Here is a 20,302-nt window from a genome sequence, read left to right as displayed (position 1 = left end):
ATGAAAAACAATGAATTAGCATTAAAGATTATTGAATTAGTTGGAGATAAGGAAAATATTGAAAATGTTATATTTTGTTCAACTAGATTACGATTTGTAGTAAAAGATACTTCATTGATTCAACGTAATAAAATAGAAGAATTAAATGATGTCTATGGAACCGCAATGGCAGGAGGACAATTTCAAATAGTGATTGGAAGCCATGTAGGTGATGTATATAAAGAAGTGAAAGAAATAATAGGAGAGAAAAATCAAGAAACTAGTAGTAAAAAAAATATAGGACAAGCAATTTTAGATTATATTAGTAATGCGTTTATACCAATGGTTCCTGCGTTGGTTGGATCTGGTATGATTAAAGGATTTTTAGCATTATTCACATCATTAGGATGGTTAGCAGCAGATTCAACAGTTTATTCAGTTTTTACTGCTGCAGGAAATGCAGTATTCTACTTTATTCCATTCATGATTGCATATAATACTGCAAAATATCTAAAGGTAAATGTTTTGGTAGGAATGGTAATCGTTGGTGCATTAATGGAACCAAACTTCACAGCACTCGCTGCTGTGGAAGGTGGTGTATCACTTTTTGGGCTTCCATTAACAATAATTGATTATTCGAATTTAATAATTCCAGCACTAATTATGACACCAATATTGAAATTACTAGAAGATGGATTAAAAAAGTTTGTACCAAAATCAATTCAATTATTAATTGTACCGATGGCATGTATTGTAATTTTAGTTCCATTGTTGATTATGCTGATTGGTCCAGTGAGTCAAACTATATCTTTAGGGATTCAAGATTTTAGTACATGGTTAAATGAGAATAATCCAATTCTTCTGGGTATTTTAGTAGGAGGAACTTGTGGATATTTAACGATGCTTGGCATGCATTTAGCATTACTTCCAATCATCTTACTAAACTTTACAAGTTTTGGTTATGATCCAGTATTGGCATTTATGTCAGCAACTTGTTATGCGCAAATCGGTGTTTCATTAGCCATTCTATTTAAAGCAAAAGATCCGCAACTGAAGTCGTTGGCAGCAGCATCTTCAGCAACCGCGATTATTTCAGGTATATCTGAACCAATTTTATTTGGATTGTGTGTAAGATATAAACGATCATTTGCAGTGATTGGAATTGCAGGTGCAATTGGTGGTGCAATTATGGGGATTTTCAATTGTGCTGCACATGGATTCGTGAATGCAGGAATTTTAGGCCTTCCAGGTTATTACTCTGATACATTTGTATATTATATAATTGCAATTCTTACTACTGTTATTTGTGCGTTTGCAGGAATGATATTATTCGGATTTACAAAGGAAAAAGTTGAGGTAGTAAAAGGCGCAAAGAATATATTAACGCCAATTAAAGGTGAAGTAATTCAACTAAGTGATTTGAATGATGATGTTTTTGCCAGCGAAATGGTAGGAAAAGGTGTCGCGATTCAACCCAGTGAAGGAAAAGTTTTCGCACCTGATGGTGCAGAAATAGTTTCATTTTTACCATCTAATCATGCAATAGGTTTAAAAACAAATGAAGGAGTTGAATTATTGATTCATGTTGGTATTAATACGGTTCAATTAGAAGGAAAATACTTTTATCCAAAAGTTAAGCAAGGAGATATCGTGAAGCAAGGAGATTTGCTTCTTGAGTTTGATATTGAAAAGATTAAAGATGCAGGTTATGAAGTGGTTACTCCTGTGATTATAACAAATGTGGAAAATTATAATGATATATTTGCGCTAAATAAAAAAGCAGTTAAGCAAGGAGATGAATTGATTGGAACGATATAAGACTACAGCCTTCCCCAAAGGATTTCTTTGGGGAGGTGCTACCTCTGCATCACAAATAGAAGGTTCATGGAATACAGATGGTAAGGGAATAAGTATAGCTGATGTACTTACAAAAGGAAGCAAAACAACAGAACGAGTATGTAGTTCAAACTTAAACAAGAAATATGAATACCCTTCTCATGATGCAATTCGTTTTTATGATTACTACAAAGAAGACATTAAACTTTTTGCAGAAGCAGGGTTTAAATGTTATAGAATGTCTATTTCATGGACGAGAATTTTTCCAAATGGTGATGAGGAAGAAGCGAACAAAGAAGGAATAGAATTTTATCGAAATATATTTGAAGAATGTAGAAACTATAATATAGAACCTATTGTAACGATTTCTCACTATGAAATGCCATTATATTTAAGTAAGAAATATAATGGATGGACGGATCGAAAAGTTATTGATTGTTATGTAAAGTATGCAAAATATATAATTGATAAGTTTCATTCATATGTTAAATACTGGATTACTTTTAATGAGATTAATTGTCTGACGATTCCTTTGGGAACAGTATATGGGGGTGGGATGCTTTTAGATGAGAAAGCATTATTGCCGGAAAAGAATAATGCAGAGGAACGTTTTCAATGCCTGCATCATCAGTTTCTAGCAAGTGCAGTAGTTTCTCAATATACTCATGAAGAATACTCAGATATTAAGATAGGTTGTATGATTGCATATTATTGTACTTATCCTTACTCATGTCATCCTGAAGATATGTTGCTTGCACAGAAACATCATCAAGTTCATAATCTGTTTTGTTTAGATGTTCAGATAAAAGGAAAATATCCTTCTTATATAGATCGATATTTTAAGGAAAATGGTATCAAAGTAAAAGTAGATAAATCTGATAAAGATATTCTAAAAAAAGGAACAGTAGATTTCTGTGGAATAAGTTATTATTTCTCAAATTGCATTAGTGCAACTACATCACTTGAACCTGCAATGGGTAATTTGATGAAAGGATCAAAAAATCCCTATTTAAAAAATAGTGAGTGGGGTTGGCAAATTGATCCAGTAGGACTTAGATATACCCTAAATGATATTTATGATCGTTATAATGTTCCTATTATGGTATTGGAAAATGGTTTGGGAGCAAGAGATACAATAGAGCAAAATAGTGTTCATGATGAATATCGTATAGAATATTTAAGAGAACATATTGGATCGATAAGTGAAGCATATAATGATGGAGTTGATGTAATTGCTTATACCATTTGGGGATGTATAGATCTAATTAGTGTAAGTACAGGAGAAATGTCTAAACGATATGGGATTATTTATGTAGATAAAAATGATGATGACACAGGTACTTATAAAAGAATAAAAAAAGATTCTTTCTACTGGTATAAGAATGTAATAGTTTCAAATGGAGAACATTTGGGGTAGCTTATGAGTAGAAAAATAATAAAAGAAATATTTGATACTTTTATTAATGGTTTGGAAAAAAATAAATTTGATTGTTTTGATATTAATTTCGCAGATAATGTAGAATTTGAAACAACTATTTTTGGGAATTTCAGTAATATAGAAACAGCTAAAGAAATATTCAAATGGAAAGGTCCAGATTTAGACTATTCTAGATATAGGTTATTTAATAACTCAGTGTTTACAAATGATAAGACAGGAATTCAAAGTGTATATGTAGTAGCCTTGGTTGGTTATGAAAAAGATAATTATTTTCATTATCTTCAGTTTGGAGGAAGATACTTAGTTTATTATGAAAAAAGTGGTTTAGATTGGAAAATAGCAAAACTGAAATATGGCTTAGATATGATTGATGGAAATACATCTTTTGTTAGTGATTGGTGGAAGCTAATGGATTTCACAATATATAATGGTTACAAAAATTATCCAATCAATTCTAATATTGAGGCTCCATGGAGAAATTATGATTACTCAGATGAGTGGAGTGAAAAAGAAAAAATAATGGATGTTTATAATAGATATGCATGGGGAATTGATTATAATGATTTTGAAATAACTAAGTCAGTATTATCAGAAAATGTATTCTCAGACATACAAGAAAATTCAATTTATGGAAGAGAATCATTAATTCAGATGTTTAAGCAAAAAAGAAATAAAGAAAATTTAATGTCACATGTTGGTTATGTAGATAAAATTACTATAGATGAAAATAAAGCAATTATGACTGTTTTTAGACATGAGCCACATAGAATAGGAACAAACACTATTACAAAAGATAATAAAGACACTATGTTTTATACCGTAAACTATACATTCTACTTAAAAAAAATAGAAAACAACTGGATTACGGATAAAATAGTTTATGACATAGGAGTATTTGGGATTAATACTGATGTAAAACCTTAAGTAATGAACTTAGGGTTTTATTTTGCATGCTAGTAATATTTATAAATTATATATCAGTATCTTTCTTATATTTAATGAAATACTTTGTTTCGTTTACTTTGACAATTAACTTTTTCAAAAAAAGTTTAAAAAAAGTGTTGACATATGTTTGACGTGATAGTATATTATAAGTGTAGACCGACCGACGGTCTAGAGAAAGGATACATATGAGAGTAGTAAAAGAACATGAAGAAAGAAGAAATGAAATACTTGATACTGCAGAGTCATTATTCATTTCCAAGAGTTATGAAAAAACAACAATCAATGATATTCTTAAATCAATAGGAATAGCAAAAGGTACCTTCTATCACTATTTCAAATCTAAAGAAGAAGTAATGGATGCTGTTATCATCCGAATTGTCCAACATGAAGTTGAAGCAGTAAAAAAGATTGTTGAAGATAAACAATTAAAACCATTTGAAAAATTGATGACATTCTTTCTATCACAATCAGCTAACCCAGAAGATACAAAGAGTCAGCTGAGTGAACAGTTTCAATATACTGAGAACGCATTTATGAAACAGAGATCATTAGAAAGAACAATTGAATATATATGTCCAATTCTGGCAGAAGTAATTGAAGAAGGAAATAAAACAGGGGAGTTCAATACAGCATACCCTTTGGAATCAATTCAGTTTCTGACAGCAGGGATTCAGACATTATTAGATTCAAGAATTGTAAGCGAAGGACATGAAGATCCTCAGCAAAGAATACAGTCACTTATTACCGTAATCTTTCGGGTATTAGGTGTAAATGAAACAAAGATTAATATGAAGGATATGCAACAACAACTAAATAAAGTATTATCAAAATAAACTCAACGTAACAGTTGAGTTAAAAAACACAATCAAAAAGACCGACGGTCGGTCAAGGAGGAAAGAAAAATGAATAACCGTGAAATGATTAAAGAAATAAGTAGAGTATCAAACGTAGAAGAATTAAAGGGTGCAGAGATCTTAAAAGCATATGAAAAGTATTGTGAAACAAATGTATTTAAAGTAAGTGCAAAACATATGGAAGTAATTGTAGCGTATATTACAGAAGCAACAAGCATTGACGCAGATGAAGTACAACCAGTGATGGAAGCATTCTTCAAAACATTTAAGAAGCAAATGAAAAACAAAATTCCATTCACTAAAAAAGAACAATAAAATCAAAATAAAAAGAAAATTCAAAAATCTAAAGGAGAAAGAACATGAACAATCAAGAAATGATCAGAGAAGTAAGTAGAGTATCAAATGTAGAAGAAGTAAAGAGTGCAAAAATTTTAAAGGCATACGAAAAGTATTGTGAAGGACAAATGTTTAAAGGAAGAGAAAAGCATAAAGAAGCAATCGTACAATACGTACATGAAGCAACAAATATTGAAACAGATGAAATACAAGCAGTAATGGAAGCATTCTTCCAAACAGCAAAAGCACAATTAAAAAATAAAATACCATTCGTGAAATAAACAAAGAAAGTAAGAGGAGAAAATCATGAAAAAATCAAATAACAAATTAGTAGCAAAGGTAGTCGTAGCAGTAAGTGTATTATCAATCGTAGGAGTATTATCACAACAAGTAGAAAAAGAATTAGACAAAGAAGAAGTAAAAGCATATGTACAAGAAAACTTTAAAGAAGATGACAATAATGAAGAACATATTAACTTTGAAAATGGGAACCAAAATGAAGACTCATTTCTAGAATACATTGGATTTTAACAGATAAAGAAAAATAAGGAGAAAAATCATGAAAAATACAAATAACAAATTAGTAAAAAGAATCGTAATCGGACTAAGCATATTATCAATCGTAGGAATTGTCTCACAACAGGTAGAAAGTTCATTAGACAAAGAAGCAATCAAAGATTATGTACAAACAAATTTCAAAGAAGACAATGAGAATGATGAACACATCAACTTTGAAATTGGTGATCGTAGTGAAGATTCATTTCTAGAGTATATCGGATTTTAAATAAAGAAAGTTAACATAACAGAGGAGAAAATAACATGAACAACTTAAAAAATAATAAATTAGCAAAAAGAATTGTAATCGCATTAAGTATATTATCAATTGTAGGAATTATCTCACAACAAGTAGAGAATTCATTAGACAAAGAAGCAATTAAAGATTACGTACAAGAAAACTTCAAGGAAGACAACGGAAATGACGAACACATTAACTTTGAAATTGGTGATCGTGATGAAGATACATTCCTAGAATATATTGGATTTTAATCAATAAGCTGATGAACAAATCATCAGTTTTTTGCTTTATTACTAAAAAACTTCATATGCTATAATAGTTACTATACAAAGCAAAAGGAGAATTATAGTGGAACATTTAATTAATGATGAAATAAGAGCCTTTTTTGGATTAGAACCACTTAATCCAAAGTGGGATAAGTTTGATATGAATGGTACTACGTTGTACTTTGAAAAAGATACAATAAAGAAAAGAGTCAACTATACAAGTGACTATAGCATTTATAGTGAAACCGATATGAATGTGGAAACTGAAAATAGAGAATGGATACTTTCAACTACGAAAAAAGGAAAGAATAAAAAATTGGATTCAATGCAGTTAGGGAAAAGGAAACACAAAGGTGTATTCTTTAAAGTGACAAAACCAACAAAAACACAAAAAGAACATATTGAAGTATTCAATGAACATAATAATTTAAAAATAATAATTCCTCTTCCAGATACAATTAAAGAGTTTCATGACTTTATTGATTATATACCTACAATAATGAAAGAAGCCCCTTCGTATTGGGGACAAATGGTTGATGATATTAAGAATCTGCCAAAGAAAACTATTCGCTATAAGAATGGTGATATTGTAAGAGTTGCATTGGATTGGAAGACCTTTGCATATGCGCTTATTATTGGAAGGTTTTCTGAATATAGAAAAGAAAATCTAATTCCTGAAGATCATCCATTTAAAAATATTATGACTGTACCTATTGTTTTACGTTTTTTTGATGTTTTAAGTGATAATGACAAGCCAACTTTAGAAGAACTCTATAAACAGCCTTTACAATCTCCAGTAATTATAATGGATGATGGCATCTTAAGAAATACATATCCAGTAATACTACACAAAAAATTAGAGGAAGAAGATATTTTACTTCCACAGTACTGTAGTATCTTATATAAATCAAATGATCCAAATAGTAATAGTAAAGGATTTCTTGTAGAAGATAATGATCACTTGAAACACTTAGTATCACTTGGATATAAACCACAATTAAGTTTAGCATGGGGATTTGGTATGAAAATAAAAAGTACTGAAGAACTAATGAATAAGTTGCCCCCATGTGATAAATATTTTGAGATGTCAAATCGTGGAATTGGGGGAATGTATATTTTAAACAAAGATAATAAGCCTCATATTCCTTATTCTGATTTCTTAAATCATCCTCAAAGAGAAATTATGTTTCGTTACTTTGGGATAGAACCAGATATTTCTTTTGATGAGTTTAATAAAGAATATGGTGGATATACAAGAGAAGAATATTTGAAATTAATAGAAAAATAATATGATAAACTGAAGCCTATTAACAATCGTTAATAGGCCTTTTAAATTAAAAAAAGAACTAATAAATTAGTCCTCTTGATAATACTTATATAGATTTCTTTAAAATTGGTGTTACTTTCTTATATACTAAGAACACAGCAGTTGAAGATACAACTCCTTTTAGAATGTTGAATGGTACAACTGCAATAAGGATAAACGTGAATATATTATCAACCGTAATTGGCGATTGTGCAATTAATGCATCCATTGGAATATGAAAGAAATATGCATATGCTGGTAATAATACAAAGTAATTCATTAAAGATGCAACCACACACAATGCAACAACTCCAACTCCCATTCCGATAAGTGCCTGTTTTCTAGTTTTATTCTTGTGGTAAATAACACTTGCTGTTACTACAAATGAGCATCCCATTAAGAAGTTAGCAACTTCTCCAATTCCCATAGTAGATGTTCCATTAAGTAAAAGATTTAATAGAATCTTTAGTGCTTCTACTGCAATCGCAGGAACTGGCCCTAACGCGAATCCCGCAAGTAATACAATCACCTCACTGAAGTCAATTGTATAAAATGGTGGTGCAAATGGTGTAGCAAATTTAAATGTCATCACCACCGCTGCAACGGCTGCCATAAAGGCAATCTTAACAATAAGCTGTAAATAATTTGGTTTCATTATAATCTCCTTTCAATAAAAAAACCTGTTTTAAAACAGGGCGATACTTTTATATGAAAAGAATGTTCTTCTTTCATCCAGACTTTACTGTCGCTACTGGAATTGCACCAGTTCAACCAAAAAATGGCTCGCGGAGTTTACCGCCGGTCGGGAATTATCCATTACATGGATTCACCCTGCCCTGAAGATTACATAATTATTATATACCTATCTATATAAGAAATAAAGTATTTAGTTTATAAAAGTTATCTCGAGCAAACTAATTCCTTTATTTGTGTTCTAGTGCTAGAATGTGTTTAAAGATAAAAGGAAAAGGAGTAGTGATTATTATGAAATTTGAATTAGGAAACCTACCATACGCATACGACGCTTTAGAACCATATATTGATGAGGAAACAATGCATATACATCATGACAAGCATCATCAAACATATGTGAATAATTTAAACGCAGCAGTTGAAAAACACCCAGAATTATTTGAAATGGGTGTTGAGGATATCTTAAAGGACTTAAATAATGTTCCTGAAGATATTAGAATGGCTGTTCGTAACAATGGTGGTGGTCATGCCAACCATACATTCTTCTGGAATAGTATGACTGGTGAAAAGACAGAATTAGAAGGATTACTGAAAACTAAGATTGAAGAAGCATTTGGAAGTGTAGATAACTTCAAGGAAGAGTTTGCTGCAGCAGCAACTTCTCGCTTTGGATCAGGATGGGCTTGGTTAGTTAAGAATGGAGATAAACTAGAAGTAGTATCTACACCAAATCAAGACACTCCAATTAGTGAAGGTAAAACACCATTATTAGCATTGGATGTTTGGGAACATGCATATTACTTAAAATATCGTAATGTTCGTCCAGACTATATTAAAGCATTCTGGAATGTTGTTAACTGGGATATGGTAACTAAACGATTTGAAGGAATTGATTAAAATGAAAAGCACTTCGGTGCTTTTTTTGTGCTTGAAATAAATAATTAATATTATAGTGAACGAAGTTGGGTTTAATTTCGACTAATTCATGGATGAAAAATATAAAAAGAAATTTGCGAACCATATAGTAGCGACAATCGTTTAAGTATTAGGGTAAGCAGATTATGGTAATAAAGGAGGGCGAAATCATGGATAAGAAGGAGAAACTTACCCAGATTGTCAAAGAAGTACAAAAAGATAGAGGGCAGTTTGAGTCGTTATACTCACTAATCGTAAATAAAGTATATTTCTGGTGTTACGTCGTAGTGGGAAGTGAAGCTGATGCACTAGATGCTTCACAGGATGCAATGTTTCTAATTTACAAAAAGTTAAATACACTTAAAAATCCAGAAATGTTCAGTTCTTGGATGTATAGAGTAGTTCGCAACTCTTGTCTAGATTATCTGAAAAAGAATAATCGTTATGATTCTGAGTTTCTACATAGTAATGATTATGAAGAATCATTTGAATCAACGATTAAAGATGAACGAAGAGATAGTTTACCAAATGAAGTGTATGATTTAAATGAAACAAAAAAACTAGTTATTAAGTTCATTGATAATCTTCCTAAAAAACAACGAGAAGTTATAACACTACATTATCTTGAAGAATATAAGATAGAAGAAATTGCACAGTTACTTGATTATAATGCAGGATCAGTGAAGTCTCGTTTGCATGCAGGAAGAAAAAACTTAGAAATGCAGATAGAAGAATATCAAAACAAAAATAAAGTGAAACTATACAATATAGCGATAATTCCTATGCTAGGATTACTTCTTCAGGAATACCAAAATGAGATATGTGATAAACAAAATTTTCAGTTTCATAATGATTTATATAAAATGAATCATTTAATGAGACTATCAAATTTAGTTGAACTGTTATCAACAAAAATTCTTATTATTTCTTCAATAGTGGTACTTGTAGGAATTGCAGGTCTTGTGTACTCAAATTTGTATGAAGAGCCAGCTAAAAATATTGATGATATTTCTTATATAAAAGATAAAGATACCTATGAACAAATAAAGAAGAGTCCTTATGTAGAAAGTATTGAGTATATCTCCTTTCCAACAAGGATGTCAGTAGATGTGACTATTAAGTTAAAGAAAGAAGTGAATAAGGAAGATATCAAAGTATTATTTAATGATGAAAATATTCATTTTAATCAAGATGGGTTATCACTGATAGTTCAAATAAGCGAGAATGGAAAATATAAGCTTGTAATAGATAATAAAGAAATAATATTTTATATTAATGTGATTGATGAATATGCACCAGAAGTGGTAGAAGTACAAAGATATCATAATTATTTGCAATTAATTGTAAATGATGAACTATCTCAAATTAATTATGATATATCATATGTTGAATATAATGGAAGAAAAATAAAAATCAATAAAAATAATCAAGTCTATGGAAGTTTCGATGAAAAAATATCAGTAACGATATTTGACTATAATAATCACCGTATACAATATGACTTTGATTTTAGTATTGAATAATATTTATAAAATTAATAAAGATGGAGGAAAAAATGAAAGCAAGCAAAAAAAAGATTTTTATAAGTTTATTAATTGGTGGATTGTTATTAGGACTAACAACGCAAACTATGACGAAAGCGAATGAAATGGAGGAAGAGGAAAAGACGGTAGATACAACGCCTTTAGGTTTAACTGATTCAGCATTTCCTGAGTCATCGAAACCACTTCATGATGCTATTTTGAAAAATTATCCAGGTATTGATAGTAATAAGGATGGTTCTATTACTATTGGTGAGGCTAATGCATATACTGGAACAATAGTTTTATCTAAAAAAGAACTTACAGGTACGATTACAGGTATAGAAAATTTTACCAATATCACAAGATTATCGATTAACAATAATCAGTTTACTGGAGTAATTCCTGAATCAATAGGAGAAATGAAAAGATTAACCTTGTTACGTTTGGAAGGAAATCAATTAACTGGATCAATACCAAAATCAATTGGTAATATAAGTTCATTGACAGTTATCTATTTAAACAATAATCAATTAGAGGGAAATATTCCTTCAGAGTTAGGTAATTTATCAAATCTACAACAATTGCTGCTTAATGAAAATAAGTTAGAAGGTACTATTCCATCTTCATTGGGAAATCATTCATTGCAGATTATATATGTTGGTAATAACTATTTGAGTGGAGAAATTCCTGCTGAAATAGCTAAAAATACAGCATTAAGAGAACTTATGATATGTAATAACAAAGGTCTTACTGGTGATTTAGAAACAATGTTCGCTCTACATCCTTCATTAACTTTTTTAGTAATTAATGGTACTTCAACAACAAAAAACAGACCAGAAAGTGATATATTGACAGTATTTATTACAGATTTATTTGATGAAGATGGTAATATTTATGATTATCTGACACAAGATGATATTAATGAGCAATTAGAATCACTAGAGAACTTAAAAGATATAAAAAATGTAGAATCTGGATCAGGAAGCTACTGGGATCTATTAGTAAAAGAGGGTGAAATTAAAATTGAAAACTCACAAAAACAATTCGATCTTAGAGAAGATGCCAAAAAGAAAGTTTATGAATTATTTAAAACCGATAATAGTGGGAAAATAGTTGATAATTTAGATCAAAAACTGATTGATAATGCTAATACTGCTGTAAATCTATTAGCGGAAAGTGATTTAAAAGATACACTTCAAAGTAAAATTAAAGATGCTCAAGAACAATTAAATGAAAAAAATGCAGAAAAGGCAGTAAATGATTTATTTGATAAAGATACAAAAATTAAGGACACTGTAACGCAAGAAGATATTAACAATGCACAAGAATTGGTAAATAAAGTAACGGACATAGATAAGAAAAAAGAATTTCAAGATAAATTAGATGAAGCACAAAGACAATTGAATAAAAAAAATGCGGAAAAAGCAGTAGATGATTTATTTAATGAAGATGCAAAAATTAAAGACACTGTAACGCAAGAAGATATTAACAATGCACAAGAATTGGTAAACAAAGTAAAAGATGAAGATAAGAAAGCATAACTTCAAGATAAATTGGATGAAGCACAAAAACAATTAGATGAGAAAAACTTTGTAGTTCTTGAAGCGTTCAAGGTTTTCACTGGAAAAGGAACAGTATATACAAAAATTGATGCACCAGTAGAAAAGTTTACAAAAGTTTATGTAGATGGAAAAGAACTAGCAGCAAGTAATTATGAAGTAACGAGTGGAAGTACCGTTATTACATTAAATGGAACATACTTAAAAACACTTGCGAATGGAACATATGATGTAGATGTAGAGTTTAGTAGCGGAGCAGTAGTGAAAACAAAGCTTACAGTTAATGTAAGTAATAACCCTTCTACAAAACCAACAGATCCATCACAACCTACAGTAGATGCACCTACTGTATCAAAACCAAGTGTAAATCCTAATGGAACTTCTACATCTGGCGTAAACACAGTAAATACAGGTGATCAAACGAATATGGTTCTATTATATGGATTATTAATTAGTTCATTACTTGGAATTGCAGTAGTTACTAAGAAAAGAAAAATGCAATAATATAATAATTGCCCTTCGTTATATTATAAAGAAAGAGGAATCAATCGTTCCTCTTTTACTGTTCAATAATAACGGCATTGCTGATAACAGAGTTAATTCTGTAGTCGGCAATGTTTTTATATTCCTCACTATTTAACCAATCAAAAATTTGCTGTTTGTTATCGAAGCGAATGATAATCATACGATCTGGTTTCCAGTTATCTGATAATGGAGTGATAAGGTTGCTTCTGACAAGATATTCGCCACCATACTTTTTAACGATAGGAACTACTTTATCAATATACTTATCATAGTCTTGCTGGTTGCTTTGTTCATTAATCTCTACTGATACTACAAAATATGCACTCATAAGAATCACCTCATTTATATACTTATTATAAAATAAATAAGGTCTTCATGGGAAGACCTTACAATATAATTATATTGTTGAATTATGTTAATGCATCTTTATCCAATCGTTCCATTAACCAATCGTGGTATAGGTTTAATAAATCTAAAGCGAACAACATAGATCCATGATTTAATTGAATAACTACTTCTTGAATATCCATCCCAGCTTGTAGTCGGCTTGCAGAGTGTACATCCATTAAATTTTCTAAAACTCCTGTATCTAATTCTGCAATAAATTCTCTAATATCCGGTTTCAATGAGATATCCTCCTTCACTAAAATCATTATAACTCTAATTGGGTTGTAAGTGAACAGATATTAATAGAAAATAACAGGCTTGTAATCGTTTGCACAAACGGTATAATTATCATATGGAGAAAAAGATTGTTACTAAAAAAGCGGACGCTCTTCGCTTATTTCTTACGGGGATTGCATTAATTGGACTAGGTGTTTTCATTTTAAACACTGGTCTTTTTACCTTGCAGGCAATGTTCTACATTTTTGGTATCGCATTTATTGTCGTTGGGGTATCGAACATTTTACGTTTGATTCTTCATAAGGTGCGTGGAAAAGAAGGGGCAATTCCACTGTCTACTGCAGTTCTAAATATTGGGTTAGGGATTTTAGTTATTACTTTTCAGACGATGCAGATATCCTTATTTGGAATTATCTGTGGATTATATGCATTGCTACAATGTGCGATTCGGGCACTTAACTACTATATATTAAGGAGAAACAATGTAACAGGAAGAGTGAAAGATCTGTTTCTTAGTTTATTCTATTTAGGACTAGGTGGATTCTTACTATTCTCTCCATACTTACATGTGAATGTCGTATTAAATATTATAGCTGTATATTTTATTCTTTATGGATTTACGTATTGTAATGATGGATTAAAAGAAGTTATACCAGTACAGCAACAAGATAAAATAAAACGTAAGATACGTATTACCTTACCAGTGTTTGTAGAGTTCCTAATTCCTAAGTTTGTACTGGATGAAATGAATGAGTTTCTTGCGCCAAGTGATAAATATAAGGAACATACCATTCCCGAAGTGGAAGAAATTAAATTGGATGAAGAACCAGATATTGAAGTATTTGTTCATATGAGTCCAAAGGGATTTGGAATCATTGGTCATGTGGATGTCTGTTTTGAAGGTGTTGTAATGTCTTATGGTAATTATGACCATCATTCCCAGCGTTTCTTTGAGATGATTGGTGATGGTGTATTATTTTTTGCGAAACGTGAAAAATATATCCCTTTTGTAATTGAAGACAGTAATAAAACTCTTGTGTCCTTTGGTTTGAAATTAACCAAAGAACAGAAGCAGGAAGCGAAACGAAAACTGGATGAAATAATTGTTGATTTGTATAAATGGGTACCACCATTTTATGTGGGAAGAAATGACTATTATGCATCACGACTTAGTTTTAATGTTCCTACTGAATTTTATAAATTTAAAAAAGGAAAATTTAAGACCTTCTTTGTATTGGGAAGTAACTGTGTAAAGTTGGCAGACCAGATTGTTGGTAGTGCAGGAATTGATGTTTTAAAAATGAATGGAATCATTACTCCAGGTACTTACTATGAATATTTGAATAATCGGTTTTCTTCTAAAGATATGTTGGTAATCTCAAAAGTTATCTATAATTAGACGTATTGCTAGTTATGAAAAGGCTTACTTTTTTAGAAATGTGATAAAAGAATAAATATCAGTGAAAATAATGTAAATAAAGCGTAATTGTTGGTTGAAAAACGCTTCTTTTTCTTGTATGATAGGTTTGTATAAAAAAGTGCTTGTATAGTCGTTGAGATAAGGTCAACAAGTTTCTACCCGACTCCGTTATTGTCGGACTACAAGGACAGCAATCTGTGAACGTAAAAAGATAGGTGCTTTTTTATTTAATCGTTGTTTTGTAGGAGGTATAAAAATGCACATCAGCTATTACGTGAACGGATTCTACAAGTTACAACTGTATATTTTAGTGTAGTAGTGGTGGAGTGTATCTTACCGCGCTTTTTTATTTTTTGGAGGTAAAAGAAAATGATAAAAGTGAGTATTGTGATGGGTAGTAAAAGTGATTTAGAAGTAATGAAGAACTGTATGGACATGCTGAAAGAATTTGAAATTGGATATGAAGTTAGAATCTTATCAGCGCATCGTACACCTGTGGAGTCACACGAGTATGCAGTAGGCTTGAGAGAGCGTGGTATACAAGTGGTAATTGCTGCCGCTGGTGGAGCTGCTCATTTGGCTGGAGTAATTGCTGGGACAACTACTTTACCAGTAATTGGTGTTCCAATCGAAACCAAAGCACTAGGTGGGATGGACTCACTGTTATCAATTGTACAGATGCCAAAAGGAATTCCAGTTGCAACTGTTGCGATTGGAAAAGCAGGTGCTGCAAATGCTGCGATCTTAGCTGCACAAATCTTAGGAGTAAGTGATGCGAAAATGGCAGACAGACTTCAGGATTATAAGAAGTCAATGGCTGAAAAGGTATTAGAAGATACAAATGTTGAAACATATACGGGGTCAAACTAATGAATAAACGATTATTTGTAAGCAAGAAAGAAGAATATAATGTAGAGGCACTTTCCTTAAACAAGGAACTTAATCATAACCTTGGGATTGATAGTGTAAAACATGTAGTTCTCTATAATGTATATGATGTCTTCAATGCAGATGATCAGGATATCCATTTACTGAAAACAAAAGTTCTTTCAGAAGTGGTAACTGATAATGTATATGAAGAACTTGATTTGACTGGAAAAACATACATTGCATTTGAAAGTCTTCCAGGTCAATATGATCAAAGAAGTGATAGTGCACAAGCGTGTCTGATGCTATTGAATAGTAAAGAAGATGTGGTTGTGAAGAGTGGAAAAATAGTTGTATTAGAAGGTAACATTTCTAAAGATGAGTTAGACACGATCAAAGGCTATCTGATTAATCCAGTAGAGATGAGAGAAAAAGATTTAAGTGTTTTAGAGAATGATGAAGATGTAACGATTGAACCAGTGGAAACCGTAAATGGATTTATTAACTGGAATCCAAAAGAAGTAGAAGAATATAGAGTAAATGAATCCCTGGCAATGAGTGCTGAAGATATTCTGTTTATTCAAAAATACTTCAGGGATGAAGATCGTGATCCAACGATTACCGAAATTAAGGTGTTGGATACGTATTGGTCAGATCACTGTCGTCATACAACATTTGAAACAGTGTTGAATTCTATCGTAATTGAAAAAGGTAAATTCTCACAAAAGATTCAGGAAGCATATGAACTGTTCCTAAAACTAAATCAGGAAGCAAATAAAAAGGATAAACCAATTACGCTAATGAACATGGCAACAATTGGTGGAAAATATTTACGTAAAATTGGTTTACTGGATGACATGGAAATCACGGATGAAATTAATGCATGCAGCATTGAAATCAAAGTGGATGTGGATGGTAAACAAGAAGATTACTTATTGATGTTTAAAAATGAAACGCATAATCACCCTACAGAAATCGAACCATTTGGTGGGGCGAGTACATGTATTGGTGGAGCGATTCGTGATCCATTATCTGGAAGAAGTTATGTATATCAGGCAATGCGTATTACTGGTGCAGGAGATATCACTAAAGATTTAAAAGATACCCTGCCAAATAAATTACCACAACGCGTAATTTCAAAAACCGCAGCGCAAGGATATGCATCATATGGTAACCAGATTGGTTTGGCTACTACTTATGTCAAAGAGATTTATGATGAAGGGTATGTGGCAAAACGAATGGAAGTTGGAGCTGTGGTAGGTGCAGCACCGAAAGCGAATGTAGTTAGAAAGCATCCGGAAGCAAACGATATCGTCGTACTTCTAGGTGGAGATACAGGAAGGGATGGGATTGGTGGAGCAACTGGTTCCAGTAAGGAACACAATGAAACATCACTGACTAAATGTTCAAGTGAAGTTCAAAAAGGGAATGCACCAATTGAACGTAAGTTACAACGTCTGTTCCGTAATCCTGACTGTACACGTTTGATTAAAAAGGCAAATGACTTTGGAGCAGGTGGTGTTAGTGTTGCGATTGGTGAATTGGCCGATGGTATTCACATTGACTTAGATAAAGTTCCAACAAAGTATGCTGGATTAAATGGTACCGAGTTGGCAATTAGTGAATCACAAGAACGTATGGCTTGTGTAATTGATCCAAAGGATTATGAAGAATTTAAAAAATATGCATATGAAGAAAACTTAAACACTTATGTAGTTGCAGAGGTAAGTGATGACAATCGTCTGGTAATGAAGTTTAAGGGAGAAACAATTGTAGATATCTCTAGAGACTTCCTAGACACCAATGGAGTTACTCAAAGCCAGGCAGTTACCATTTGTGATTACAGTGAAGAATATGTAAATCCGTTTACAGTTAAAAAAGAACATATCTTGGAAAACTTAAAACAAGACAATGTGGCATCACAACGTGGATTAGTTGAAATGTTTGATGCGACAATTGGAAAGTCAACCGTACTGATGCCATTTGGTGGTAAGTATCAATTGACTGAGAGTGAAGCAAGTGTTCAGAAGGTGGCTGTATTTGGACATACCAAAACAACAAGTGTTCTTAGCTATGGATATCATCCAAAACTAAGTGCGTACTCACCGTACTTAGGAGGAGCGTATAGTGTAGTTGAAGCATTGGCTCGTTTAGTTGCCGTTGGTGCAAGTTATGAGTCAGCAAGACTATCTTGTCAGGAATACTTCGAACGTTTGAATCAGGATCCAAAGGCTTGGGGAAAACCAGCACAGGCATTACTTGGACTTGTGGAAGCACAATATGAATTTAAAACCCCTGCAATTGGTGGTAAAGATAGTATGAGTGGAACATACAAAGATATTCATGTTCCTCCAACTTTGATTACCTTTGCAGTAACAACGGAAAATGTTGATAATATTATTTCTAGTGAATTTAAGAAACCTGGAAATTATATCTACTATGTAAAGCATGAAAGACATCTGGATGATGCACCGAATTATGAAGTACTACGTAACAACTTTACGAAAGTAAAAGAGTTAGTAGATGCGAAAACAATTGTTTCTGCTTCAACTGTCAAGTTTGGTGGAGTAGCTGAGAGTGTTGCCAAAATGAGTTTTGGTAATAAGATTGGTGCCCACGTGGAAACGCATGAAGATGTATATGAATTGTCAATCGGTAGTTTAATTGTTGAAAGTACGCAGGAGATTAGTGCTGATAACTTTATCCTAATTGGTAAAACGACAGACAATAACGAAATCTTCATTAATGATGATGCAGTTATGATGGATGATGCGATTGACGCATGGGAAGAACGTTACAAAGATATCTATGCACCAGTGATTGATGCAGATAAAAAAGTAATTGATACACCAGTGTACAATGCAGATAAACAAGTAGAACCAAAACAAAAAGTTGATAAACCAAAAGTTATTATTCCTGTTTTCCCAGGAAATAATTGTGAATATGATTGTAAGCAGGCATTCGATCGCGCAGGTGGAGATGCAGAGATTTATGTATTCAATAACCTGAGTGTAGAAGATACAAAGAAATCATTACGTGAATTAAGCGATAAAATCGCTAATGCACAAATTCTGATGATTCCTGGTGGATTCAGTAGTGGAGATGAGCCAGATGGTAGTGGTAAGTTTATTGCCAATGTACTGAGTAATGAACAAGTAAATGCAGCAGTTCAGACATTGCTGGCAAATGATGGATTAATCTTGGGTATCTGTAATGGATTCCAGGCATTAATTAAATCAGGTTTATTACCATATGGTGACATTAGTAAATTAGATGAATCATCACCAACGTTATTCAGAAATGATATCAACCGACATGTATCGCATATTGCTTCAACGAAGGTTACTTCTAATAAGTCACCTTGGTTGAGTAGTTTTAAAACTGATGATGTTCATAGTATTGCCATTTCACATGGTGAAGGTAAATTTGTCATCAGTGATGAAGAAGCAAATGCATTATTTGAAAATGGTCAGGTTGCTACACAGTATGTAGATTTGAATGGTGATCCAACAATGAATGGTACCTATAACCTAAATGGAAGTAGTTATGCTATTGAAGGTATCACAAGTGCTGATGGACGTATTTTTGGTAAAATGGGACATAGTGAACGTTATGAAGATGGTCTGTTTAAAAACATCTATGGTGAAAAGGAACAGAACATATTCAAAAATGGTATTGAGTATTTCAAAAAATAAAGTGAGGTAAAGATTATGAGAATGTTATACGAAGGCAAAGCAAAACAAATATTTGAAACAGAAAATCCAGAAGAAATTATTGTACATTACAAGGATGATGCTACAGCTGGTAATGGAGAGAAAAAAGGAACTATAGAGAATAAGGGAGTCTTAAATAATAAGATTACTACATTAATTTATAAGTATTTAATGAAACATGGAATTAAAACTCATTTGATTAAAACTATAAATGAGAGAGATCAGTTATGCCGCAAAGTTGACATTCTACCTCTTGAGGTTATCGTTCGTAATGTAATCGCTGGAAGTGCAGCGAAAGCATATCATATTGATGAAGGAACAGAAGTAAAAGAACCAATATTTGAAATATGTTGGAAAGATGATAATCTTGGTGATCCACTTATCAATGATTATCATGCAATTGCATTTGGTTTGGCAACTCGTGAAGAGTTGGATGAAATGTATGCACAAGTAAAGAAGATTAATGAATTAATGATTGAGATGTGGGATCATATGGGAATTCGTCTGATTGATTTCAAAGTTGAGTTTGGTAAAACAAGTGATGGAGAAATTATACTGGCAGATGAAATCTCACCTGATACATGTCGTTTATGGGATAAAGAAACTAACGAAAAACTAGACAAGGATCGCTTCCGTAGGGATATGGGAAATGTGGAAGAAGCATATGAAGAAATCTTTGCTCGACTAGAAAAGAAAGAGGATTAAGA

21 protein-coding genes and 2 riboswitches are annotated in these 20,302 nt (G+C 32.0%); of the genes, 18 read left to right on the top strand and 3 right to left on the bottom strand.

Features of this window, described 5'->3' with window-relative positions; translation table 11 throughout:
* The 10 genes from J2S15_RS06895 (at position 1) to J2S15_RS06850 (ending at position 7,738) form a co-directional block, all read left to right on the top strand.
* A complete protein-coding gene (locus tag J2S15_RS06895; RefSeq protein ID WP_307406731.1) occupies positions 1-1,797 on the top strand; it encodes a glucose PTS transporter subunit IIA in 1,797 nt (598 codons plus the stop codon).
* Complete coding sequence (locus J2S15_RS06890; RefSeq protein ID WP_307406730.1) at positions 1,784-3,232, top strand: glycoside hydrolase family 1 protein; 1,449 nt, start codon at positions 1,784-1,786, stop codon at positions 3,230-3,232. Before J2S15_RS06895 ends, J2S15_RS06890 begins: the two co-directional genes overlap by 14 nt.
* A 3-nt stretch (positions 3,233-3,235) precedes the next feature.
* Positions 3,236-4,177 carry a nuclear transport factor 2 family protein gene (locus J2S15_RS06885; protein ID WP_307406728.1) on the top strand — a complete coding sequence of 314 codons (942 nt, stop codon included), beginning with the start codon at positions 3,236-3,238 and terminating at the stop codon, positions 4,175-4,177.
* Positions 4,178-4,383: 206 nt separating this feature from the next.
* Positions 4,384-5,031, top strand: a complete 648-nt coding sequence (locus J2S15_RS06880; protein WP_307406727.1) for a TetR/AcrR family transcriptional regulator — start codon at positions 4,384-4,386, stop codon at positions 5,029-5,031.
* Between the two features lie 69 nt (positions 5,032-5,100).
* Positions 5,101-5,367, top strand: a complete 267-nt coding sequence (locus J2S15_RS06875; RefSeq protein WP_307406725.1) for a hypothetical protein — start codon at positions 5,101-5,103, stop codon at positions 5,365-5,367.
* A gap of 44 nt (positions 5,368-5,411) precedes the next feature.
* Positions 5,412-5,669 carry a hypothetical protein gene (locus tag J2S15_RS06870; RefSeq protein ID WP_307406723.1) on the top strand — a complete coding sequence of 86 codons (258 nt, stop codon included), beginning with the start codon at positions 5,412-5,414 and terminating at the stop codon, positions 5,667-5,669.
* 25 nt (positions 5,670-5,694) lie between these two features.
* Positions 5,695-5,919: a hypothetical protein gene (locus tag J2S15_RS06865; protein WP_307406721.1), complete on the top strand. Its 225-nt coding sequence runs from the start codon at positions 5,695-5,697 to the stop codon at positions 5,917-5,919.
* 28 nt (positions 5,920-5,947) lie between these two features.
* Positions 5,948-6,172, top strand: a complete 225-nt coding sequence (locus J2S15_RS06860; protein WP_307406719.1) for a hypothetical protein — start codon at positions 5,948-5,950, stop codon at positions 6,170-6,172.
* A gap of 35 nt (positions 6,173-6,207) precedes the next feature.
* On the top strand, positions 6,208-6,435 hold the full coding sequence (locus J2S15_RS06855) for a hypothetical protein (RefSeq protein ID WP_307406718.1): 228 nt from the start codon (positions 6,208-6,210) through the stop codon (positions 6,433-6,435).
* A gap of 97 nt (positions 6,436-6,532) precedes the next feature.
* A complete protein-coding gene (locus tag J2S15_RS06850) occupies positions 6,533-7,738 on the top strand; it encodes an immunity 26/phosphotriesterase HocA family protein (RefSeq protein ID WP_307406716.1) in 1,206 nt (401 codons plus the stop codon).
* Between the two features lie 85 nt (positions 7,739-7,823).
* Here the strand turns inward: J2S15_RS06850 and J2S15_RS06845 are convergent, their stop codons facing one another.
* Positions 7,824-8,411 carry an ECF transporter S component gene (locus J2S15_RS06845; protein WP_307406714.1) on the bottom strand — a complete coding sequence of 196 codons (588 nt, stop codon included), beginning with the start codon at positions 8,409-8,411 and terminating at the stop codon, positions 7,824-7,826.
* Positions 8,412-8,472: 61 nt separating this feature from the next.
* Positions 8,473-8,604: riboswitch (FMN riboswitch) on the bottom strand.
* 136 nt (positions 8,605-8,740) lie between these two features.
* On the opposite strand from J2S15_RS06845, the gene J2S15_RS06840 reads away from it, so the two are divergent.
* The 4 genes from J2S15_RS06840 (at position 8,741) to J2S15_RS06825 (ending at position 12,950) form a co-directional block, all read left to right on the top strand.
* Positions 8,741-9,346 (top strand): superoxide dismutase, encoded by a 606-nt coding sequence (locus J2S15_RS06840; RefSeq protein WP_307406713.1) that lies wholly within the window; start codon positions 8,741-8,743, stop codon positions 9,344-9,346.
* Between the two features lie 188 nt (positions 9,347-9,534).
* Positions 9,535-10,887 (top strand): RNA polymerase sigma factor, encoded by a 1,353-nt coding sequence (locus J2S15_RS06835; protein WP_307406711.1) that lies wholly within the window; start codon positions 9,535-9,537, stop codon positions 10,885-10,887.
* A gap of 32 nt (positions 10,888-10,919) precedes the next feature.
* Positions 10,920-12,428 (top strand): toxin Cry1Ac domain D-VI-related protein, encoded by a 1,509-nt coding sequence (locus J2S15_RS06830; protein ID WP_307406709.1) that lies wholly within the window; start codon positions 10,920-10,922, stop codon positions 12,426-12,428.
* A gap of 12 nt (positions 12,429-12,440) precedes the next feature.
* A complete protein-coding gene (locus tag J2S15_RS06825) occupies positions 12,441-12,950 on the top strand; it encodes an LPXTG cell wall anchor domain-containing protein (RefSeq protein ID WP_307406708.1) in 510 nt (169 codons plus the stop codon).
* Between the two features lie 55 nt (positions 12,951-13,005).
* Here J2S15_RS06825 and J2S15_RS06820 read toward each other — a convergent pair whose 3' ends face one another.
* Both J2S15_RS06820 and J2S15_RS06815 read right to left on the bottom strand, forming a co-directional pair.
* Entirely contained in the window at positions 13,006-13,299 is a 294-nt protein-coding gene (locus tag J2S15_RS06820; RefSeq protein WP_307406706.1) for a DUF1330 domain-containing protein, read from the bottom strand.
* Between the two features lie 82 nt (positions 13,300-13,381).
* A complete protein-coding gene (locus J2S15_RS06815; RefSeq protein WP_307406704.1) occupies positions 13,382-13,597 on the bottom strand; it encodes a hypothetical protein in 216 nt (71 codons plus the stop codon).
* 113 nt (positions 13,598-13,710) lie between these two features.
* On the opposite strand from J2S15_RS06815, the gene J2S15_RS06810 reads away from it, so the two are divergent.
* The 4 genes from J2S15_RS06810 to purC all read left to right on the top strand — a co-directional run bounded on the left by J2S15_RS06810 (position 13,711) and on the right by purC (position 20,300).
* Positions 13,711-14,994, top strand: coding sequence for an HdeD family acid-resistance protein (locus J2S15_RS06810; protein ID WP_307406702.1), 1,284 nt, complete (start codon positions 13,711-13,713; stop codon positions 14,992-14,994).
* 123 nt (positions 14,995-15,117) lie between these two features.
* A riboswitch (purine riboswitch) is annotated at positions 15,118-15,217 on the top strand.
* Between the two features lie 167 nt (positions 15,218-15,384).
* A complete protein-coding gene (purE, locus tag J2S15_RS06805; RefSeq protein WP_307406701.1) occupies positions 15,385-15,885 on the top strand; it encodes a 5-(carboxyamino)imidazole ribonucleotide mutase in 501 nt (166 codons plus the stop codon).
* Positions 15,885-19,577, top strand: a complete 3,693-nt coding sequence (locus J2S15_RS06800) for a phosphoribosylformylglycinamidine synthase (protein WP_307406700.1) — start codon at positions 15,885-15,887, stop codon at positions 19,575-19,577. Before purE ends, J2S15_RS06800 begins: the two co-directional genes overlap by 1 nt.
* A gap of 15 nt (positions 19,578-19,592) precedes the next feature.
* Complete coding sequence (gene purC / locus J2S15_RS06795; RefSeq protein ID WP_307406698.1) at positions 19,593-20,300, top strand: phosphoribosylaminoimidazolesuccinocarboxamide synthase; 708 nt, start codon at positions 19,593-19,595, stop codon at positions 20,298-20,300.
* Positions 20,301-20,302: the final 2 nt, after the last annotated feature.

Source organism: Breznakia pachnodae, assembly GCF_030814225.1.
Lineage (GTDB): Bacteria > Bacillota_I > Bacilli_A > Erysipelotrichales > Erysipelotrichaceae > Breznakia > Breznakia pachnodae.
Note: the sequence above shows the minus strand (reverse complement) of the source record. Positions and strands in the feature narration are given on the sequence as shown.

Bases quoted from the DNA above. Each gene is read 5' to 3' on its own strand.
- J2S15_RS06860 (WP_307406719.1), top strand. From the start codon at position 5,948: ATGAAAAATACAAATAACAAATTAGTAAAAAGAATCGTAATCGGACTA.
- J2S15_RS06845 (WP_307406714.1), bottom strand. From the start codon at position 8,411: ATGAAACCAAATTATTTACAGCTTATTGTTAAGATTGCCTTTATGGCA.
- J2S15_RS06800 (WP_307406700.1), top strand. From the start codon at position 15,885: ATGAATAAACGATTATTTGTAAGCAAGAAAGAAGAATATAATGTAGAG.
- J2S15_RS06840 (WP_307406713.1), top strand. From the start codon at position 8,741: ATGAAATTTGAATTAGGAAACCTACCATACGCATACGACGCTTTAGAA.
- J2S15_RS06870 (WP_307406723.1), top strand. From the start codon at position 5,412: ATGAACAATCAAGAAATGATCAGAGAAGTAAGTAGAGTATCAAATGTA.
- purC (WP_307406698.1), top strand. From the start codon at position 19,593: ATGAGAATGTTATACGAAGGCAAAGCAAAACAAATATTTGAAACAGAA.
- purE (WP_307406701.1), top strand. From the start codon at position 15,385: ATGATAAAAGTGAGTATTGTGATGGGTAGTAAAAGTGATTTAGAAGTA.
- J2S15_RS06880 (WP_307406727.1), top strand. From the start codon at position 4,384: ATGAGAGTAGTAAAAGAACATGAAGAAAGAAGAAATGAAATACTTGAT.
- J2S15_RS06895 (WP_307406731.1), top strand. From the start codon at position 1: ATGAAAAACAATGAATTAGCATTAAAGATTATTGAATTAGTTGGAGAT.
- J2S15_RS06810 (WP_307406702.1), top strand. From the start codon at position 13,711: ATGGAGAAAAAGATTGTTACTAAAAAAGCGGACGCTCTTCGCTTATTT.
- J2S15_RS06865 (WP_307406721.1), top strand. From the start codon at position 5,695: ATGAAAAAATCAAATAACAAATTAGTAGCAAAGGTAGTCGTAGCAGTA.
- J2S15_RS06855 (WP_307406718.1), top strand. From the start codon at position 6,208: ATGAACAACTTAAAAAATAATAAATTAGCAAAAAGAATTGTAATCGCA.
- J2S15_RS06875 (WP_307406725.1), top strand. From the start codon at position 5,101: ATGAATAACCGTGAAATGATTAAAGAAATAAGTAGAGTATCAAACGTA.
- J2S15_RS06835 (WP_307406711.1), top strand. From the start codon at position 9,535: ATGGATAAGAAGGAGAAACTTACCCAGATTGTCAAAGAAGTACAAAAA.
- J2S15_RS06830 (WP_307406709.1), top strand. From the start codon at position 10,920: ATGAAAGCAAGCAAAAAAAAGATTTTTATAAGTTTATTAATTGGTGGA.
- J2S15_RS06820 (WP_307406706.1), bottom strand. From the start codon at position 13,299: ATGAGTGCATATTTTGTAGTATCAGTAGAGATTAATGAACAAAGCAAC.
- J2S15_RS06885 (WP_307406728.1), top strand. From the start codon at position 3,236: ATGAGTAGAAAAATAATAAAAGAAATATTTGATACTTTTATTAATGGT.